This window comes from Streptomyces sp. NPDC056061, assembly GCF_042266885.1.
In the GTDB taxonomy this organism is placed as follows: domain Bacteria; phylum Actinomycetota; class Actinomycetes; order Streptomycetales; family Streptomycetaceae; genus Streptomyces.
The window spans coordinates 313397-329359 of the sequence record NZ_JBHJWQ010000004.1 but is presented as its reverse complement, the minus strand read 5'-3'; the positions used below and the strand labels follow the sequence as shown (position 1 = coordinate 329359).

Annotated in this window: 16 protein-coding genes; 1 reads left to right on the top strand and 15 read right to left on the bottom strand. The window is 67.1% G+C overall.

Going from position 1 to position 15963, the window contains the following annotated elements; genetic code table 11:
• Positions 1-4 precede the first annotated feature (4 nt).
• The 4 genes from ACFC79_RS09570 to ACFC79_RS09555 all read right to left on the bottom strand — a co-directional run bounded on the left by ACFC79_RS09570 (position 5) and on the right by ACFC79_RS09555 (position 6148).
• Positions 5-4345, bottom strand: a complete 4341-nt coding sequence (locus ACFC79_RS09570; protein ID WP_376237331.1) for a DUF6531 domain-containing protein — start codon at positions 4343-4345, stop codon at positions 5-7.
• A complete protein-coding gene (locus ACFC79_RS09565) occupies positions 4342-4908 on the bottom strand; it encodes a hypothetical protein (RefSeq protein WP_376237330.1) in 567 nt (188 codons plus the stop codon). Before ACFC79_RS09565 ends, ACFC79_RS09570 begins: the two co-directional genes overlap by 4 nt.
• Positions 4909-4910: 2 nt before the next feature.
• Complete coding sequence (locus tag ACFC79_RS09560) at positions 4911-5249, bottom strand: SseB family protein (protein WP_376237327.1); 339 nt, start codon at positions 5247-5249, stop codon at positions 4911-4913.
• A 371-nt stretch (positions 5250-5620) separates the two neighbouring features.
• The gene (locus ACFC79_RS09555) at positions 5621-6148 is read right to left on the bottom strand and encodes a transposase (protein WP_376237544.1); all 528 of its coding nucleotides are present in this window, start codon (positions 6146-6148) and stop codon (positions 5621-5623) included.
• 582 nt (positions 6149-6730) lie between these two features.
• On the opposite strand from ACFC79_RS09555, the gene ACFC79_RS09550 reads away from it, so the two are divergent.
• Positions 6731-7582, top strand: a complete 852-nt coding sequence (locus tag ACFC79_RS09550; protein ID WP_376237325.1) for a hypothetical protein — start codon at positions 6731-6733, stop codon at positions 7580-7582.
• A gap of 133 nt (positions 7583-7715) precedes the next feature.
• Here ACFC79_RS09550 and truA read toward each other — a convergent pair whose 3' ends face one another.
• From truA to rplO, 11 genes are all read right to left on the bottom strand, one after another.
• Positions 7716-8570, bottom strand: coding sequence for a tRNA pseudouridine(38-40) synthase TruA (gene truA, locus ACFC79_RS09545; protein ID WP_376237323.1), 855 nt, complete (start codon positions 8568-8570; stop codon positions 7716-7718).
• Between the two features lie 78 nt (positions 8571-8648).
• Positions 8649-9152 carry a 50S ribosomal protein L17 gene (gene rplQ / locus ACFC79_RS09540; RefSeq protein WP_376237321.1) on the bottom strand — a complete coding sequence of 168 codons (504 nt, stop codon included), beginning with the start codon at positions 9150-9152 and terminating at the stop codon, positions 8649-8651.
• Between the two features lie 191 nt (positions 9153-9343).
• Entirely contained in the window at positions 9344-10366 is a 1023-nt protein-coding gene (locus ACFC79_RS09535; protein WP_073786804.1) for a DNA-directed RNA polymerase subunit alpha, read from the bottom strand.
• A 121-nt stretch (positions 10367-10487) separates the two neighbouring features.
• Positions 10488-10892: a 30S ribosomal protein S11 gene (rpsK, locus tag ACFC79_RS09530; protein WP_125496499.1), complete on the bottom strand. Its 405-nt coding sequence runs from the start codon at positions 10890-10892 to the stop codon at positions 10488-10490.
• Between the two features lie 104 nt (positions 10893-10996).
• On the bottom strand, positions 10997-11377 hold the full coding sequence (gene rpsM, locus ACFC79_RS09525; protein WP_148838713.1) for a 30S ribosomal protein S13: 381 nt from the start codon (positions 11375-11377) through the stop codon (positions 10997-10999).
• Positions 11378-11573: 196 nt separating this feature from the next.
• A complete protein-coding gene (gene rpmJ / locus ACFC79_RS09520; RefSeq protein WP_003956441.1) occupies positions 11574-11687 on the bottom strand; it encodes a 50S ribosomal protein L36 in 114 nt (37 codons plus the stop codon).
• Between the two features lie 60 nt (positions 11688-11747).
• On the bottom strand, positions 11748-11969 hold the full coding sequence (gene infA / locus ACFC79_RS09515) for a translation initiation factor IF-1 (protein WP_003956442.1): 222 nt from the start codon (positions 11967-11969) through the stop codon (positions 11748-11750).
• A gap of 372 nt (positions 11970-12341) precedes the next feature.
• Positions 12342-13178 (bottom strand): type I methionyl aminopeptidase, encoded by an 837-nt coding sequence (map, locus tag ACFC79_RS09510; protein WP_376237318.1) that lies wholly within the window; start codon positions 13176-13178, stop codon positions 12342-12344.
• Positions 13179-13314: 136 nt separating this feature from the next.
• Entirely contained in the window at positions 13315-13971 is a 657-nt protein-coding gene (locus ACFC79_RS09505) for an adenylate kinase (RefSeq protein WP_376237315.1), read from the bottom strand.
• Positions 13971-15290, bottom strand: coding sequence for a preprotein translocase subunit SecY (gene secY, locus ACFC79_RS09500; protein ID WP_376237312.1), 1320 nt, complete (start codon positions 15288-15290; stop codon positions 13971-13973). The genes ACFC79_RS09505 and secY overlap by 1 nt, the downstream gene beginning before the upstream one ends.
• A gap of 216 nt (positions 15291-15506) precedes the next feature.
• Positions 15507-15962: a 50S ribosomal protein L15 gene (gene rplO, locus ACFC79_RS09495; protein ID WP_018519290.1), complete on the bottom strand. Its 456-nt coding sequence runs from the start codon at positions 15960-15962 to the stop codon at positions 15507-15509.
• Position 15963 lies beyond the last annotated feature (1 nt).

The window sequence follows — 15963 nt, the reverse complement described above, 5'->3', positions numbered from 1 at the left end:
CCTCTTATTCCAGGTCTTCGAAGTAGGAGTACCCATTTTTGGGGGTGAACACGGTTCCCCCGTCACCGTCCACGATGACCACGGCCTCCTTATCCGGGTCCCAGAATGCCTCTCGACCATTTCGCAGTCCGTATTTCGGTTCGATGTTGGGTATGCGCTCGTTGATTACTCCGTCGACATAGAACTTCAGGGCCTTGGGGTCGACTCCTCGCACGTAGTGCGTTCCGTTGCCGTCGGGGCGGAGCGCTTCACTGTTGGCGTGGTCCGCGATCTTCTCCGACTCGGGTTCGAGGTCGTAGGGAGCCAGCCCGAGCGGATCGGTCAGCCGGATCGGGTTTCGAGGGTACGCATGGTGGTTGTCCGAAGGGGTGAGACCGAGCGGGTCCGGGGTGAGGAATCGAGCCGTTTCCGGGTCGTAGTACCTGAAGTAGTTGTAGTGAAGGCCGCTCTCGGGGTCGGCGTACTGGCCCGGAAAGCGGAAGGGGCAGGTCTCCGCGTCGGAGGGGGCGGGGACAGGGGTTCCCCAGAGGGTGGTCCGGTGCTGCCACGTCACCTCGCCGTCCGGGGTGAGCAGTTCGGTGGGCGTCCCCGTGGCATCCGTGACCACGACGCGGAAGCGTGAGGTCCCCATTTCGCCGACCGTCTGGGTCAGGGGACGGTGAGTCTCCGGGGCGTGGTCCCAGGTACAGATCGCACCGTCCCGGGCGGCCTGTTCCGCGAGGCAGGTCGTATCCCAAGTGAGGGTGAGAGCCGCGCCCTTCGGGTCACTCTTGCCGATGCGGCGACCCAGGGGGTCATAGGAGTACGTCCACGTCTCGCAGTCCGGCGTCACGACCCTCGTGAGCTTGTCCTCGGCACTCCACGCGTAGGCCCACGTCCTGGTCTGACCGTTGAGCAGCTTGTGGGTCTTACGGACCAGGCGGCCCGCGGCGTCGTGTTCGTACGTGGTGCGGCCCGCCTTGCGGACCAGGAATCCGGTGAACTCCCTCTCACCAGAGGCTTCCTGGCCTGGCACCGAGGCGTGGGTTTGGTTCCCGGCCGCGTCGTAGGCGTAGTGCTCTGTCCAGCCGTGCGCTTGCACACCCGTGACCCGACCGACCGGGTCCAGAGTGAAGCGGCGAGTACCGGACGTAAGTTCGCGAATCTGAGTGACGTAACCGTCGGGCCGGTAGGCGTAGGTGCGGTGTTGGATGAGGTCATCAGCGGCGGAAGTAACCGTCTGTACGGTGATTCGGCCGGTGGCATCCCAGCGTTGGCTGAGGGTGACACCGCCGACAGCACGCTGTGTCTCGTGACCGGTGGCGTCGTGGGTGAAGGTAAGGGTGTTGCCCGCCGTCGTGAGGGTCAGGGGTCGGTCGGCGGCATCGTACGTCCATGTCGTTGCCAGCCCGGACGGCGTGGTACGAGTCAAACGGTTGCCCACCGCGTCGTAGGTGGAGGTGATCGTGCGGCCATTGACCGTCTCCGCCAGGACTCGCCCCAAGAGGTCCCGCTCCAGGGTCAGAACTGCGTCGCTGTTGGAAGCGCGAGCGAGGGCCCCTCGCGTACCGTAGGCGAAGGTCGTCAGCTCGTCCGTCGTCTCGTCGTGCTGGGTGAGCACCCGTCCCATCGCGTCATGTGTGTACCGCAGCGTCTGGCCAAGCGCATTCATCCGGGCGGTGAGGCGGCCCGCCGCGTCGCGCTCGTAGGAGCGGGTCACCCCGTTGAAGTCCGTCTCAGCGACCAGGCGGCCGGCGGCGTCGTACTCATAGTGCCATTCATGCCCCTGGGGATTGGTGACGGTCACCAGGCGCAGTTCGGTGTCGTAGGCGAAGGCGTAGTGGGCACCGTCGGGGTCGGTGCGGGTGGCGAGAAGGTCGAAGTGGGTATAGGCGTACTCTGTGGTATGCCCGGCCTGGTCGGTGTGTTTGGCGAGGTTGCCCTCGCAGTCCCACTTCCATTCCTCGCGAGTGCCGTCAGGGTGCTCACGCCAGGCCGGCTTGCCCTCGATGGTCCAGCCGAAATGGGTGGTACGGCCGAGTGGGTCGGTGAGGGCGGTGACGCGGCCGTGGGGGCCGCGGCGGACGTGGGTGGTGTGTCCCAGGGGGTCAGTGACTGTCACCGGGAGCCCCGCCGCGCCCGTCGTCACTGTCGTCGTGCGCCCGAGCATGTCCGTGACTGAGGTGAGGTGGCCTGCCTCGTCGTATGTCCAGTGCGTAGTAGCACCCATCGGGTCCGTGGTGGAGGTGCGTGCGCCGCGGCCATCGTAGGTGTGGCGCCATTCCACACCATCGGGCTCACGGATCTCCAGAGGGAGGCCGTTCTCGTCGTAGACCGCCTCGGCGCTGCTTCCGTCTGGACGCTCGATGTGGGTGAGGTTCCCGATTTCGTCGTACGTGTACCGCGTCGTGTGGCCGAGTGCATCGGTGACAGTGCGAGGGAGGCGGTTGGTCTCGTCCCATTCAGTGCGAGTGGTGTGACCAAGCGGGTCAGTCACCTCGACGACCTTGTACGCCTCGTTGAGGACGTACGTGGTGACGTTGCCCTGGGAGTCGGTGTAGCGGGTGGTGCGGTGGGCGTCGTCGTAGTGGAAGCGGCCCGAGAGGATACCGGTCGGCCCTATGGTGCGCAGGACGCGACCGCGGTGGTCGTAGACGTAGGCGAACGCGGTTCCGTTGCGATCCTTCCAGGATGTGATGCGGTGCTCGTCGTAACGGTAGAGCTGCGGCTTGCCGGTGGAGTTGACGACTTCGGTCAGGTCGCCGTTGCCATCGTAGGTGAAGGCGACGAGCCGGGCGCTGTGCTCATGTTGCTCGCCGTGCAGGAGATGCAGGGCCGTGACGCGATGCAGGGCTGCGTCGGTGTCGACGACGATGCGGTAGCCGCCGGAGTGGGTGATCCGGGTGGGTGCGCCGTGCTCGTCGTACACGAAGTCGATGCGGTCGCCCTCACCGCTGCGGTCGGTAATCGCGTGGAGTGCCAGTTCCGGGCCTCCCACCGGGAGCCGCGCAAAGTGCAGGCGGCGATTTTCCTCCGGGACGGTAAGGGTGAAGGTGCCGTCCGGTTTGCCGTCCCAGCGCAACGGCCAGCGCGGGCCGGAGACGGGCAGGGTGAGGGTCTCTGGCTCTGGTACCGGGTATCGCAACACCATGCCGTCAGCCGCGATGTAGACGAGCCCGGCGTCGTCGAGTTCCAGGCGCTGGTCGAGAGTGGCCGCCCAAGTGGGACCGAACCAACCGCCGCACGGGTGTCCAGAGACGTAGTGCCGCTCCAATACCAGCGGCAGGGCGCCGGGCAGACTGACGTCTGTGGCAGACATGAACATCTCGCCGGTTGCAACGTCGACCGGCTCGCCCTCTCCGCACTTCTCCTTGGTGCACTTGTCGTGCTTGTTCGGCTCACCGTCGGCACGCTCAGCAGCGCTGCCATCGCGACGCAGCGCCCGCTCGCGTCTCGCCAGCCGCTGAGCGGCAGTCTTGGCGGTCGAGGCGCCCTTCCGCAGCGCACCCCCTCCGCCTGTGGCGAGGGCAAGCAGCAGATCCGGGGTGAGCTGGCCGGCGGCACGGCTGGGGTTCCGCTGCCACTCCTCCCAATTGATAACGGCGTTGGCGAACTCCTTGGGGTGGTTCGCGGCGTACGCGGCCCCGTCGATCAGGCTCGCCAGTTGCAGGCTGGCGCCACCGGGGCCGTCCTCAGCCATGTACTCGAACTGCTTCCACATGCCCATGGCGCTGTCGCCCATGCCGCCGAAGAAATCCCCGACGCCCTTCTTGAAGCGGTTCCAGCCCTCGGGCGCGTTGGGGGCCTTCTCGGCGGCCTTGGCGAGCTTGGCCTTGGAGTCGTCGACAACGCCCTGCAGCTCGCTTTCCAGTTTGTCGAGCCGGCTATAACACGAGTCCAACCCGGTGATGGGATCGCCGTCCGGCGGTCGCTCGGGCAGCGTGTCGTCCCCTCGATCGACAGCGGCGTTGTAGGCCCTGACATTCTCCCAGTACTTCTTCGACGCAGCCCTTGCCTCGTCCGCATCCTCGATGATCGGCTTGACCCGCTTCTGCACGGAACGCAGCTTGTCGGCGTAGGCATCCAGAGCGCCCGCCGCGGAGGTGAAGTACTTGCGTGCCGACTCCAGCTCCCTGGGAAGACGCTTGCTCGCGTCCTGGAAGCTTTCGGCCGCGGCACCGGTCCAGGGCAGCAGGGACAAGTCGGTCAGCTTGTCGTAGCCGTCCTTGAACGCGCCCGCATAGACACGGAGCTTGACTACCAGGTCGTCAATTTTCTCTGGTTTGCCTGGAATGACCTCATCGGGCTTGGCGTGCGGGGGTATGCGCTCAGAAGCGCCGCCCTCCATGGCGTCCTTGTGCGTCATGCGACAGGGCCCTTTCCACCGCCGTCGACCACCCAGCCCTCACCGCCTTCACCGGCCACGCGGTAACGAGGGTTGCTGGGTGGCTCGCCCGTGACTGCCATACCGCCACCGCTGCCGCTACCACCGACGAGCCACGGCTCCTGGTAGATCTCGGGAGGCGGATCGAAATGAGGCCGGTCTCCGTTCTTCCACGCACGCAGACCGTGTTCCCCAAAGGGGAGTTTGGCAATGTTGTCCTCGGTCGGCGCAAAGTTCTCGAGCTGCAGCAGGTCCGCCATCATGTAGGCCGCAATGGCCTGCCGCAGGCCCTCGACGATAGAGTCGGCGTGCTCGGCGAGCCGCCCCATGCCGAAACCCCACTCGGACAGCAGGTCCTTGGCCGGCTTCTCGATGTCGACGGTGGCCGCGTTCTGGATGCCCTGGGCCATGGACTTCCAGTCATGCTTGATCTCGTGCGCAGCGACGACGGACTCCTCCATCGGCTTCATGATCTTGCGCACCTCGGCGATCTCGATCCTGTAGCCATCCCCCGGCGCAGGCCCATCCGCTCCGCCCCCTGCCATGTCTACTCCCCCTCCGACTCTGCCAATTCCTCCAGCATCGAGGCCTCCAACAAGAACGGGTTCGGCCCCAACAGGTCCACCAACGCCCGCACCCCTTCAGGCAACAGCCCTACCAGGTCCTCAGCCGTGGTCGACGCCCAGTCGCATGCTCCCGCGAACAGAGCCAGCCCCTCCCAAGAGGTGAAGACCGGCACTATCGGACCATCCACCGTCTCGGACACGAAGAAACCGGGGCTCTCCGGTCGCTGGAAGTACAGCCGTGCGGCACGCAGTTGAGCCAACCGTTCCGCCGGAGACATCCGTGCCATCGCCTCGTCACGGACCAGGTCACGCAACGACATCCCTATTCCCCCCTCTTCCATCCGAGCCCTGAGCTGGATGAAAACATGGGAAGGAGCATCGCATATCCACCGGCATCGGCGCTGGTCGTGAGAGCAATGAAACCGACTGGAACGATCCTGTGGCACACGCCGACGCCACAACCGACTCCTTCATGTCACAACGCCCCTGACTCCGCACCGTCTGTCAGCCGCTGGTATCCGTCGTACGCCAGCCTCCTCGTTTCGCTTCGAGTAGTTGAGCTGGGGGTGGCGGAGGACTGGTTCTGTAAGCCCGTGGTCATTGAGTCGGCATGGCTTGGGCTCGACGCTCGGGCCGGGGGTCTCCAACGGGTTCCTCGGTGGTGGTAGGCGGGCAGAGACAGCGCCACAGGTCAGGCAGTCGGTCGCGGTAGTACCGTGAGGCGGGCGAAAGCGTTGATGAGTTCGTGCCGCCCGGGCCAGGTCACGGCGATCCGCAGGCGAAGGCAGCGGATCGCCACGAGTAATACGGGCGCTGCGTGCAGCAGCCGGCAGCACAGCTTTTGTGGCTCGGCTGTGGCCAACTCACCTTCAAGCAGCAGGGTCTGGGTCCAGGCGAGCACGGCGGTGGCGGCCGGAGACAGCCCCAGCCACGCTTGGTTGAGGGTGAAGCGGCGGGTGGGGAACCGGCCGAAGCCGGTGGTCTTGCCGCAGCGGATGCGGTCCTCGACACGTGCGCGCGGTGTCGGACCTCCAGGTGCTGCAGCGAGACTTCGCCGTAGGGGGTGTCGGTCAGAAAGACCTGGTGGCGCATGCCCTCGTCGCGGTCGAACACGGACAGTTGGGCGCCCCAAGTGCGGGCGCTCGCGGCGGACGATAATCCGGGTGCCGTCCTGTTCCGACGCGGGGTGCCAGACCTCATCGGGCAGGGCACGGCTCACGCGGCGAACCGGCTCGGTGACAGGATGTCCGACCGGGAAGGATGGTGTGTGGACGCCTCGGGCGCGCAGGGTCCGCAGGTGAGCCAGGAACGCTTTGGCTACTCCGGCGCTATCGGTGCGGACGAGGATGGGGGTGTCGTGGCGGCGGTCGTCAGGAATCTGGGCGGTCCGGCTGGTGACGTCAGCGAAATCGGCCGACAGACGGGACCCGGCACGGCTGACCACCCCATGACCGTCGCGTCGGCCGAGACGACGAACTTGGGACGCGACCCGGTGGTCTGCGCGCAGAAAGCACCGTCCTGCTGGGACGGCAGAGACCTTCGACAAGCCTCATCTACCCGGATCACAGGGCACTTTCGCGCTTCGGATCAAGATCCGGACACTGCGGCACACGGATCGCGCAGGCCGAGCGGTATCCCGTAGTCCCTGGTGGGTCGGCGTGCGGCGTCGGATGCGGTGCATCGCAAGGCGGAGGGACGTCCGCGTACCGGATGCATGCGGCCGTCCCGACAACGCGACGAGGTGCCGTAGCTGTCGTCGCGCGCCTGCCAGGGGTTACGGGGCATCCCTTAGGATCGCCGCATGAGCTTCGGGCAAGGGGGGCCCTCGTGGGGGCCCGGAGACGCACAGACTCCGGACTGGGCGGCGCTCGCCGATCAGTCCGCCGCGCGCAACCGCCGCAAGAAATGGCTGCTGATCGGTGGCGGTGTGCTCGCCACCGCGGTGGTCGGTGCCATCGTCGCCACCGCGGTCGTCGCGACCGGCAGGACCGACCCGGCCGACTCCGGCAAGAACGCCGGCAAGCTCCCGGCACCTGCCGATCTGCCCGACGAGACCGCCGAGCCCGAGCCGTCCTTCTCCTCGGTCGCCCCGCCGCCCCCGCCGGACCCGAAGGACTACGTATCCGACGCGAGGAAGGACAAGGCGCCGATCACCGTCGACGCGTTCTTCCCCGGCAAGAAGCTGACCATGGGCGACCGCGTCTACGTCAAGGGCGCCACCCAGCGGACGGAGAGCTGCGCGGCCACCACCAAGGGCGCCCTCGGCTCGATCCTCGCCGACAACGGCTGCGAGCAGGTGATCCGGGCCACGTACAGCAAGGACGGCGTCGCCGTCACGGTGGGTGTCGCGGTCTTCCGGACCGAGGCACGCGCCAAACGGGTGGCCCAGCAGGCGAGCGGCGGCATCGCCCCGCTGAGCGGCGACGGCGTGCCGGGCTTCTGCCCGCCCGGTTCGGTCTGCCGCCGCACCGCCAACTCCTACGGCCGCTACGCCTACTTCGCGATCAGCGGCTTCACCAGCGGCAAGAGCGTCACCACCGCCGACAAGAACGTCTACGCCACCGGCGACGACCTGACGAACTTCACCTTCCGTCAGATCCGCCACCGCGGCGAGCTCCAGGCATCCGCGGCCGCCACCGCCCAGACGGGCTGACGGGCTGCCCGGCTGGCGGACCCACCGGCTCAAGGGCTGACGGGCTCACGGACCCACCAACTCACGGGGGGGGACGGGCGCCGTTCCCCCGAGTGGCCCGCCCGGAGCCCGTCGGGCGGTCCCCGACGGGCCCTCAGCAGCAGCTCTCGTCCGGCAGTGACCTGACGTTCCGCGCCTCGACGGCACGTGCGGCCAGCAAGTCGTCGGCCGGGTAGGCGACTTCCTCCAGCGTCAGGCCGTGCGGGCGCACCACGTGCACCCCCGGGTTCCGCACCCGCGCCGCCAGCACCCGGGCGGGCCACTCGGGGGAACGGCGCCCGTCCCCCACGAACAGCGCGGCACCGATCAGCGCCCGCACCATGTTGTGGCAGAACGCGTCGGCCTGCACGGTCGCCGTCAAGATTCCCGACGCACCGTCACGCACCCAGCCCAGCTTCTGGAGCGTGCGGATGGTCGTGGCGCCCTCGCGCTTCTTGCAGTACGCCGCGAAGTCGTGCTCGCCGGTCATCCGCGCCGCCGCCTCGTTCATGGCATCGACGTCCAGCGGCCGGTCGTGCCACAGGACATGCCCGCGCAGCAGCGGGTCGACCCCGCCGGGCCGGTCGGACACCCGGTACGCGTAACGCCGCCACAGCGCCGAGAACCTGGCGTTGAACCCGGCCGGCGCCTCGGCGATCCGCCAGATCCGCACATCGGGCGCCATCCGCCCGGCCATCCGCCGCAGCAGTTTGTCCCCGTGCTCGGCCCACACCTCGTCCGGCAGGTCGACATGGGCGACCTGCCCCCGGGCGTGCACCCCGGCGTCCGTCCGCCCGGCCACGGTCAGGTCGTACGTCCGCGAGGACCGGGTAACGGTCCGCAGCGCGTCCTCGATCTCGCCCTGGACGGTCCGCCTGCCGGTCTGCTTGGCCCAGCCGGAGAATTCCTTGCCGTCGTAGGCCAGGTCCAGCCGCAGCCGCACGAACCCGGCCTCCACCTCGTCGCTCACCCGCGCATCCTCTCAAAACCGAACGGGCCCGCACCGCCCCGAAGGGTGGTACGGGCCCGGCCGGCGGTCTCAGAACGCTCAGGCGTCCTTGGACTCGGCGTCGGCGTCGGCGGGCTTGGCGTCCTCGACGACCTCGGCCTCGGCGGCGTCCTTCTTCAGGGCGTCCTCCTTGACCGCACGCTTCGTGGCGGCCTCGGCCTCACCGGTGGCCTGCTGCGCCACGGTCAGCGCCTCGACCAGCTCGATCACGGCCATCGGGGCGTTGTCGCCACGACGGTTGCCGATCTTGGTGATGCGGGTGTAACCACCGGGGCGGTTCTCGTACCGCGGGGCGATCTCGGTGAAGAGCGTGTGGACGACGCCCTTGTCCGTGATCGACTGCAGCACCAGGCGACGGTTGTGGATGTCGCCCTTCTTCGCCTTGGTGATGAAGCGCTCGGCGACCGGACGCAGGCGGCGGGCCTTGGCCTCGGTCGTGGTGATGCGGCCGTGCTCGAACAGCGACTTCGCGAGGTTGTTCAGAAGCAGCTTCTCGTGCGCGGCGCTGCCGCCCAGACGGGCACCCTTGGTGGGCTTCGGCATGGTTCTTCTCCTTGTGTGCTGCACCGGCCGTGTCAGGTACCGGTGTCAGTTCCCGCGCGGCGGACGCCGCGCGGAAGATCAGGAGCCGGACGGGTCCCGATGGTGATCGGGGCCGTCCGGCGGTTGAGGACGGGGCCTCACCCCGGCCCGGGGCGCCCGGAAGGAATCCGGACGCCCCGGCCGGAGGCGGATCAGTACTGCTCGGTCTCCGCGAATCCGGCGTCCGCGTCGTCGTCGGCGCCGAAGGCGTCGGCGGCGGCGGTCGGGTCGAATCCGGGCGGGCTGTCCTTGAGGGCCAGGCCCATGCCGGCCAGCTTCGCCTTGACCTCGTCGATCGACTTCGCACCGAAGTTGCGGATGTCGAGCAGGTCGGCCTCGGAGCGGGCGACGAGCTCACCCACGGAGTGGATGCCCTCGCGCTTGAGGCAGTTGTAGGAGCGGACCGTGAGCTCCAGCTCCTCGATCGGCAGCGCCAGGTCGGCGGCGAGCGCGGCATCCGTCGGGGACGGGCCCATGTCGATGCCCTCGGCGTCGATGTTGAGCTCGCGCGCCAGGCCGAACAGCTCGACCAGGGTCTTACCGGCCGACGCCATGGCGTCACGCGGACGCATGGCCTGCTTGGTCTCGACGTCGACGATCAGCTTGTCGAAGTCGGTGCGCTGCTCGACACGGGTCGCCTCGACCTTGTACGTGACCTTGAGCACCGGCGAGTAGATGGAGTCGACCGGGATACGGCCGATCTCCTGGCCCACCTGCTTGTTCTGGACGGCGGAGACGTAGCCGCGACCGCGCTCGACGGTCAGCTCCATCTCCAGCTTGCCCTTGCCGTTCAGCGTGGCCAGGACCAGGTCCGGGTTGTGGACCTCGACACCGGCCGGCGGGGCGATGTCCGCGGCGGTGACCAGGCCGGGGCCCTGCTTGCGCAGGTACATCACGACCGGCTCGTCGTGCTCCGAGGAGACGACCAGCTGCTTGATGTTGAGGATGAGGTCGGTGACGTCCTCCTTGACGCCCGGCACGGTGGTGAACTCGTGCAGGACACCGTCGATCCGGATGCTGGTGACGGCGGCACCGGGGATCGAGGAGAGGAGGGTGCGGCGGAGGGAGTTGCCGAGGGTGTAGCCGAAGCCCGGCTCCAGCGGCTCGATCACGAACCGGGAGCGGAACTCGTCAACGACCTCTTCGGTCAGCGACGGACGCTGAGCGATAAGCATGTTGCGTTCCTTCAGTCGTGGGCGCCCACTATTTGACGCCCCAGGTACTGACAAGGGTACGGGCGGTACGCCCCGAAGGGGCAGTACCGCCCGGACCCGCGTTACTGCTTCCGCGAAAACGTCAGACGCGGCGGCGCTTGGGCGGCCGGCATCCGTTGTGCGGGGTGGGGGTGACGTCCTGGATCGAGCCGACCTCCAGGCCGGTGGCCTGGAGCGAACGGATCGCGGTCTCGCGGCCGGAGCCCGGACCCTTCACGAAGACGTCGACCTTGCGCATGCCGTGCTCCTGCGCGCGACGGGCGGCCGACTCGGCAGCCATCTGCGCGGCGAACGGGGTGGACTTGCGCGAGCCCTTGAAGCCGACGTGGCCGGCGGAGGCCCAGGAGATCACGTTGCCCGAGGGGTCCGTGATCGAGACGATCGTGTTGTTGAACGTGCTCTTGATGTGCGCGTGGCCGTGAGCGACGTTCTTCTTTTCCTTGCGACGCACCTTCTTGGTAGCGCCCTGACGTCCCTTGGGGGGCATGTCTTGACTCCAGATGGAGAGGGGAGGTGATCGGTCCTACAGCGAAGACCGCTGGTTGCTGCGGGTTCCGGCGATCCGGACGTCCGCAGTGCGTCCGCTGAGGACTACTTCTTGCCCGGCTTCTTCTTACCGGCGATCGCGCGACGCGGGCCCTTGCGGGTACGAGCGTTCGTGCTGGTGCGCTGGCCGTGGACCGGCAGGCCGCGACGGTGACGCAGACCCTGGTAGCAGCCGATCTCGACCTTGCGGCGGATGTCGGCCTGGATCTCGCGGCGGAGGTCACCCTCGGTGCGGAGGTTGGCGTCCACGTACTCGCGGATCTTGACCAGGTCCTCTTCGGCGAGGTCGCGAACGCGGGTGTTCGGGTTCACGTCCGTGGCGGCGAGGATCTCCTTGGACCGGGTGCGCCCGATACCGAAGACGTAGGTGAGGGCGACCTCCACGCGCTTTTCGCGCGGGATGTCAACACCTGAAACGCGTGCCATTCAATGGCTCCAGTTGTCATGTCGGGGGTCTTCCGCAGTGCCGCTCCCGACCGCCGACCCCTCGTTCCCGAGAGGTGGTACGTCCGGGTCCCCGGCCCCCGCCGGAGGTGTCGTCAGCCGAAGCTTGGACGGACTCTGCGTATGTACGTTGTTACATGCGTCGCGCGAAGTGCTGCGAGATGCAGGGGGTCGTGCGTCAGCCCTGGCGCTGCTTGTGGCGCAGGTTGTCGCAGATGACCATGACCCGGCCGTGACGGCGGATCACCTTGCACTTGTCGCAGATCTTCTTGACGCTCGGCTTGACCTTCATGGGATGTCAGGTTCTCCGGGTCAGTGCCATCACCACGACGGAGCGCGGTGCGGGCAAGATCTACTTGTAGCGGTAGACGATCCGGCCACGCGTCAGGTCGTACGGAGAGAGCTCCACGACGACCCGGTCATCCGGAAGGATACGGATGTAGTGCATCCGCATCTTGCCGCTGATGTGCGCGAGGACCTTGTGACCGTTCTGGAGTTCCACCTTGAACATGGCGTTCGGGAGGGACTCGATCACGGTGCCCTCAATTTCGATGGCACCTTGCTTCTTGGCCACGCTTCGCCTTTCGAATCGGCTACCTTGATCGACTTCCGGCGGCCCGTGTGGAAATGTGGACACACGGATGCACGAGAGCCGACGCGTCAGTCTACGTCAGCGGACCCCAAAAGACGAATCCGTCAAGTTTGCCCAGCGGAGTAGATCCTTAGACCTCCACAAGCGGGTCAAATCCACCAACCGGGCCGACGGCCCTGCGAGCACGTCCACCGGGGTCGGCCGATGGGGCCTCCCCCGGTCCCCAAGACCTCGGGGAAGGATCCGGCGCCGCCTCGACGCCGACCCCACCCCCACGCCCCCTCGCGGGCTCGGCGCCGGAGCGCCTCACAGGCATCGGGCGGCTGCGCCGGGCCCCGCCCGCCGACGTCCCGCTCAGCCCAGCGGATCCGGCGCCGCCTCGATGCCGTACTGCGCCAGCTTCGCCCGGCCGCAGTCGGGGGCGGTCAGGACCAGGGGGCCCTGCTCGGTGAGGGCGATCGAGTGCTCCCAGTGCGAGGACCAGGTGCCGTCCGTGGTGATCACGGTCCAGTCGTCCTGGAGCACCTCGGTCTGCGCGGTGCCGAGCGAGACCATCGGCTCGATGGCCAGGCAGACGCCCGGGACCAGCTTGATGCCCTTGCCGCGCTTGCGGGAGACGTAGTTCAGCAGGTGCGGGTCCATGTGCATCTCGGTGCCGATGCCGTGCCCGCCGTAGTCCTCGATGATCCCGTACTTGCCGGTGGCCGGACGGGGCTGGCGGCGGATGTAGGACTCGATCGCCTTCGAGATGTCCACGAGGCGGTTGTTCGCCTTCATGGCGGCGATACCGGCCCACATGGACTCCTCCGTCACCCGGGAGAGCTCGACCAGCTCCGGAGCGTGACCGGTGCCCACAAAGGCCGTGTACGCGGCGTCGCCGTGCCAGCCGTCGACGATCGCGCCGGCGTCGATGGAGATGATGTCGCCGTCCTTGAGGACGGTCTTGTCGTCCGGGATGCCGTGGACGACGACCTCGTTCACCGAGGTGCAGATGGTCGCGGGGAATCCGCCGTACCCGAGGAAGTTCGACTTCGCCCCGTGGTCGGCGATCACCTTGCGGGCGACCCGGTCCAGGTCCGCCGTGGTGGCGCCGGGAACCGCCGCCTCCCGGGTGGCCGCGTGAATGGCAGCGACCACCAGGCCCGCCTCACGCATCTTGGCGATCTGCTCCGGGGTCTTGATCTGCACCATGGTGCGGCGCCTCTCTGCATCGGTGGGGACGGCGAAGGGGTGACGGTGCGCCGTACTCAACCATACGGCGCAAACAGTCGGCCGCGACGCCCCTGGGCGCCGCGGCCGACTGTACGAGTACTGCGGGTGTGGTCCGTCAGTCCTTGTCGGACTTCAGGGCCTCCATCGCGCGCTCGGTCACGTCCGTGACCTTGCCGAGCGCGGAGATGGTGACCACCAGGTTCTGCGCCCGGTAGTGGTCGATGATCGGCTCGGTCTGCGTGTGGTAGACCTCCAGCCGGGTGCGCACCGTCTCCTCGCTGTCGTCGTCGCGCTGGTACAGCTCGCCGCCGCAGACGTCGCAGACGCCCTCTTCCTTCGGCGGGTTGTACGTCACGTGGAAGACGTGCGCGCCGTCCTTCCGGCAGATCCGGCGACCGGCGATGCGCTTGACGACCTCGTCCTCCGGGACCTCCAGGTCCAGGACGGCGTCCAGCTTCGTGCCCTCGTCCTTCAGCATGGCGTCGAGGGCCTCGGCCTGGCCCACATTGCGCGGGAAGCCGTCCAGCAGGAAGCCGTTCACGGCGTCCGGCTGGGACATGCGGTCCTTGGCCATGCCGATCGTGACCTCGTCCGGTACCAACTGTCCCGCGTCCATGTAGGCACGGGCCTGCTTGCCGAGGTCGGTGCCCTGGCTGATGTTGGCACGGAAGAGATCGCCCGTGGAAATCTGTGGAATCGACAGATTCTTGGCAAGGTACGCGGCCTGCGTTCCCTTGCCGGCACCGGGCGGTCCGACGAGGACGATTCGCATCAGCGGAGGAACCCTTCGTAATTGCGCTGCTGGAGCTGACTCTCGATCTGCTTCACGGTCTCCAGACCCACACCCACGATGATCAGGATGCTCGTCCCGCCGAACGGGAAGTTCTGATTGGCACCACCGAAGCCTGCCAACGCCATCGTCGGCACCAGAGCGATCAGGCCCAGATACAGCGAGCCCGGCCAAGTGATCCTGTTGAGCACGTAGCTCAGGTACTCGGCAGTAGGTCGACCAGCCCGGATACCCGGGATGAAGCCACCATACTTCTTCATGTTGTCGGCGACTTCCTCGGGGTTGAACGAGATCGCCACGTAGAAGAAGGCGAAGAAGACGATCAGGAGGAAGTACGCGGTGATGTAGTAGGGGTGGTCGCCCTTGACGAAGTTGTCCCGGATCCAGGTGGCCCAGCCCGCGTTGGAGTTGGAGAACTGGACGATCAGGGCGGGAATGTAGAGCAGCGAAGAAGCGAAGATGACGGGGATCACACCCGCCTGATTCACCTTCAGCGGAATGTACGTCGACGTACCGCCGTACGACCTGCGGCCGATCATGCGCTTCGCATACTGCACCGGGATGCGGCGCTGCGCCTGCTCGACGAAGACGACGAGCCCGACCATCACGAAACCGATCAGAATGACGGTGCCGAATTCGATCCAGCCGTCGGCGAGCTTGCCGCTGACCTTGATGGTCCACAGCGCGCCGGGGAAGCTGGCGGCGATCGAGATGAACATCAGGATCGACATGCCGTTGCCGATGCCGCGGTCGGTGATGAGCTCACCGAGCCACATCACGGTCGCGGTGCCCGCGGTCATCGTGATGACCATGACGATGGTCGTGAAGATGGACTGGTTCGGCACGATCTGGTCGGCGACCGGGCAGCCGCTGAACAGCGCGCCACTGGTGGCGGTGGCCACCAGGCCGGTGCCCTGGAGGATGGCGAGCGCGACGGTCAGGTACCGCGTGTACTGCGTGATCTTGGCCTGACCGGACTGCCCCTCCTTCTTGAGCGCCTCAAGTCGGGGAATCACCACGGTCAACAGCTGGAGAATGATGCTGGCCGTGATGTACGGCATGATGCCGAGCGCGAAGATCGTGATCTGCAGCAGTGCACCACCGCTGAACATGTTCACCAGACCGAACAGGCTGTTGTTACCCTCGGTGGCCTGTTTCACACAGATCTGGACGTTCTCGTAGCTCACTCCCGGTACCGGGATGTGCGCCCCGAGCCGGTAGATCACGATGATGCCGAGCGTGAAGAGCAGCTTCTTGCGCAGGTCGGGCGTCTTGAACGCCCGGGCGAACGCGGTGAGCACGGTGCCTCCTGCGACCCCCGCGCAATGCGAAGAGGTGACGGTCTTGAGGTTCGACGAATACGTAACAAATCAATGGTTCCCCGGGCGGGAGCCCAGGGGTTACCACACAACAACGCACGCCACCTTACCGGCGACCATGCCCCCCTAGGAACGACCAACCGGGGATGCCCCATATGAGAGGCATCCCCGGTCGGATGTTCAGGCCATCGAGTCGTCTCAGACGAGCTCGGTGACGGTACCGCCGGCAGCGGTGATCTTCTCCTTGGCGGAGCCGGAGACGGCGTCGACCGACACCTGCAGCGCCACGGAGATCTCGCCCTGTCCGAGGACCTTGACGAGGTGGTTGTTGCGCACGGCACCCTTGGCGACCAGGTCGGCCACGGTGACCTCGCCACCCTCGGGGTAGAGGGTCGCGAGCTTGTCCAGGTTCACGACCTGGTACTCGGTGCGGAACGGGTTCTTGAAGCCCTTGAGCTTCGGGAGACGCATGTGGAGGGGCATCTGCCCACCCTCGAAGCGCTCCGGAACCTGGTAACGGGCCTTGGTGCCCTTGGTGCCACGACCGGCGGTCTTACCCTTGGACGCCTCACCACGACCCACACGGGTCTTGGCGGTCTTGGCGCCCGGGGCGGGCCGGAGGTCATGGGCCTTCAGCGGCTTGTTCTCCGCCATG

Bases quoted from the DNA above. Each gene is read 5' to 3' on its own strand.
- ACFC79_RS09560 (WP_376237327.1), bottom strand. From the start codon at position 5,249: ATGTCGTTGCGTGACCTGGTCCGTGACGAGGCGATGGCACGGATGTCT.
- ACFC79_RS09565 (WP_376237330.1), bottom strand. From the start codon at position 4,908: ATGGCAGGGGGCGGAGCGGATGGGCCTGCGCCGGGGGATGGCTACAGG.
- rpsK (WP_125496499.1), bottom strand. From the start codon at position 10,892: ATGCCCCCCAAGGGACGTCAGGGCGCTACCAAGAAGGTGCGTCGCAAG.
- rplO (WP_018519290.1), bottom strand. From the start codon at position 15,962: ATGGCGGAGAACAAGCCGCTGAAGGCCCATGACCTCCGGCCCGCCCCG.
- ACFC79_RS09535 (WP_073786804.1), bottom strand. From the start codon at position 10,366: ATGCTTATCGCTCAGCGTCCGTCGCTGACCGAAGAGGTCGTTGACGAG.
- map (WP_376237318.1), bottom strand. From the start codon at position 13,178: ATGGTGCAGATCAAGACCCCGGAGCAGATCGCCAAGATGCGTGAGGCG.
- rpsM (WP_148838713.1), bottom strand. From the start codon at position 11,377: ATGGCACGCGTTTCAGGTGTTGACATCCCGCGCGAAAAGCGCGTGGAG.
- ACFC79_RS09505 (WP_376237315.1), bottom strand. From the start codon at position 13,971: ATGCGAATCGTCCTCGTCGGACCGCCCGGTGCCGGCAAGGGAACGCAG.
- rpmJ (WP_003956441.1), bottom strand. From the start codon at position 11,687: ATGAAGGTCAAGCCGAGCGTCAAGAAGATCTGCGACAAGTGCAAGGTG.
- rplQ (WP_376237321.1), bottom strand. From the start codon at position 9,152: ATGCCGAAGCCCACCAAGGGTGCCCGTCTGGGCGGCAGCGCCGCGCAC.
- ACFC79_RS09570 (WP_376237331.1), bottom strand. From the start codon at position 4,345: ATGACGCACAAGGACGCCATGGAGGGCGGCGCTTCTGAGCGCATACCC.
- ACFC79_RS09550 (WP_376237325.1), top strand. From the start codon at position 6,731: ATGAGCTTCGGGCAAGGGGGGCCCTCGTGGGGGCCCGGAGACGCACAG.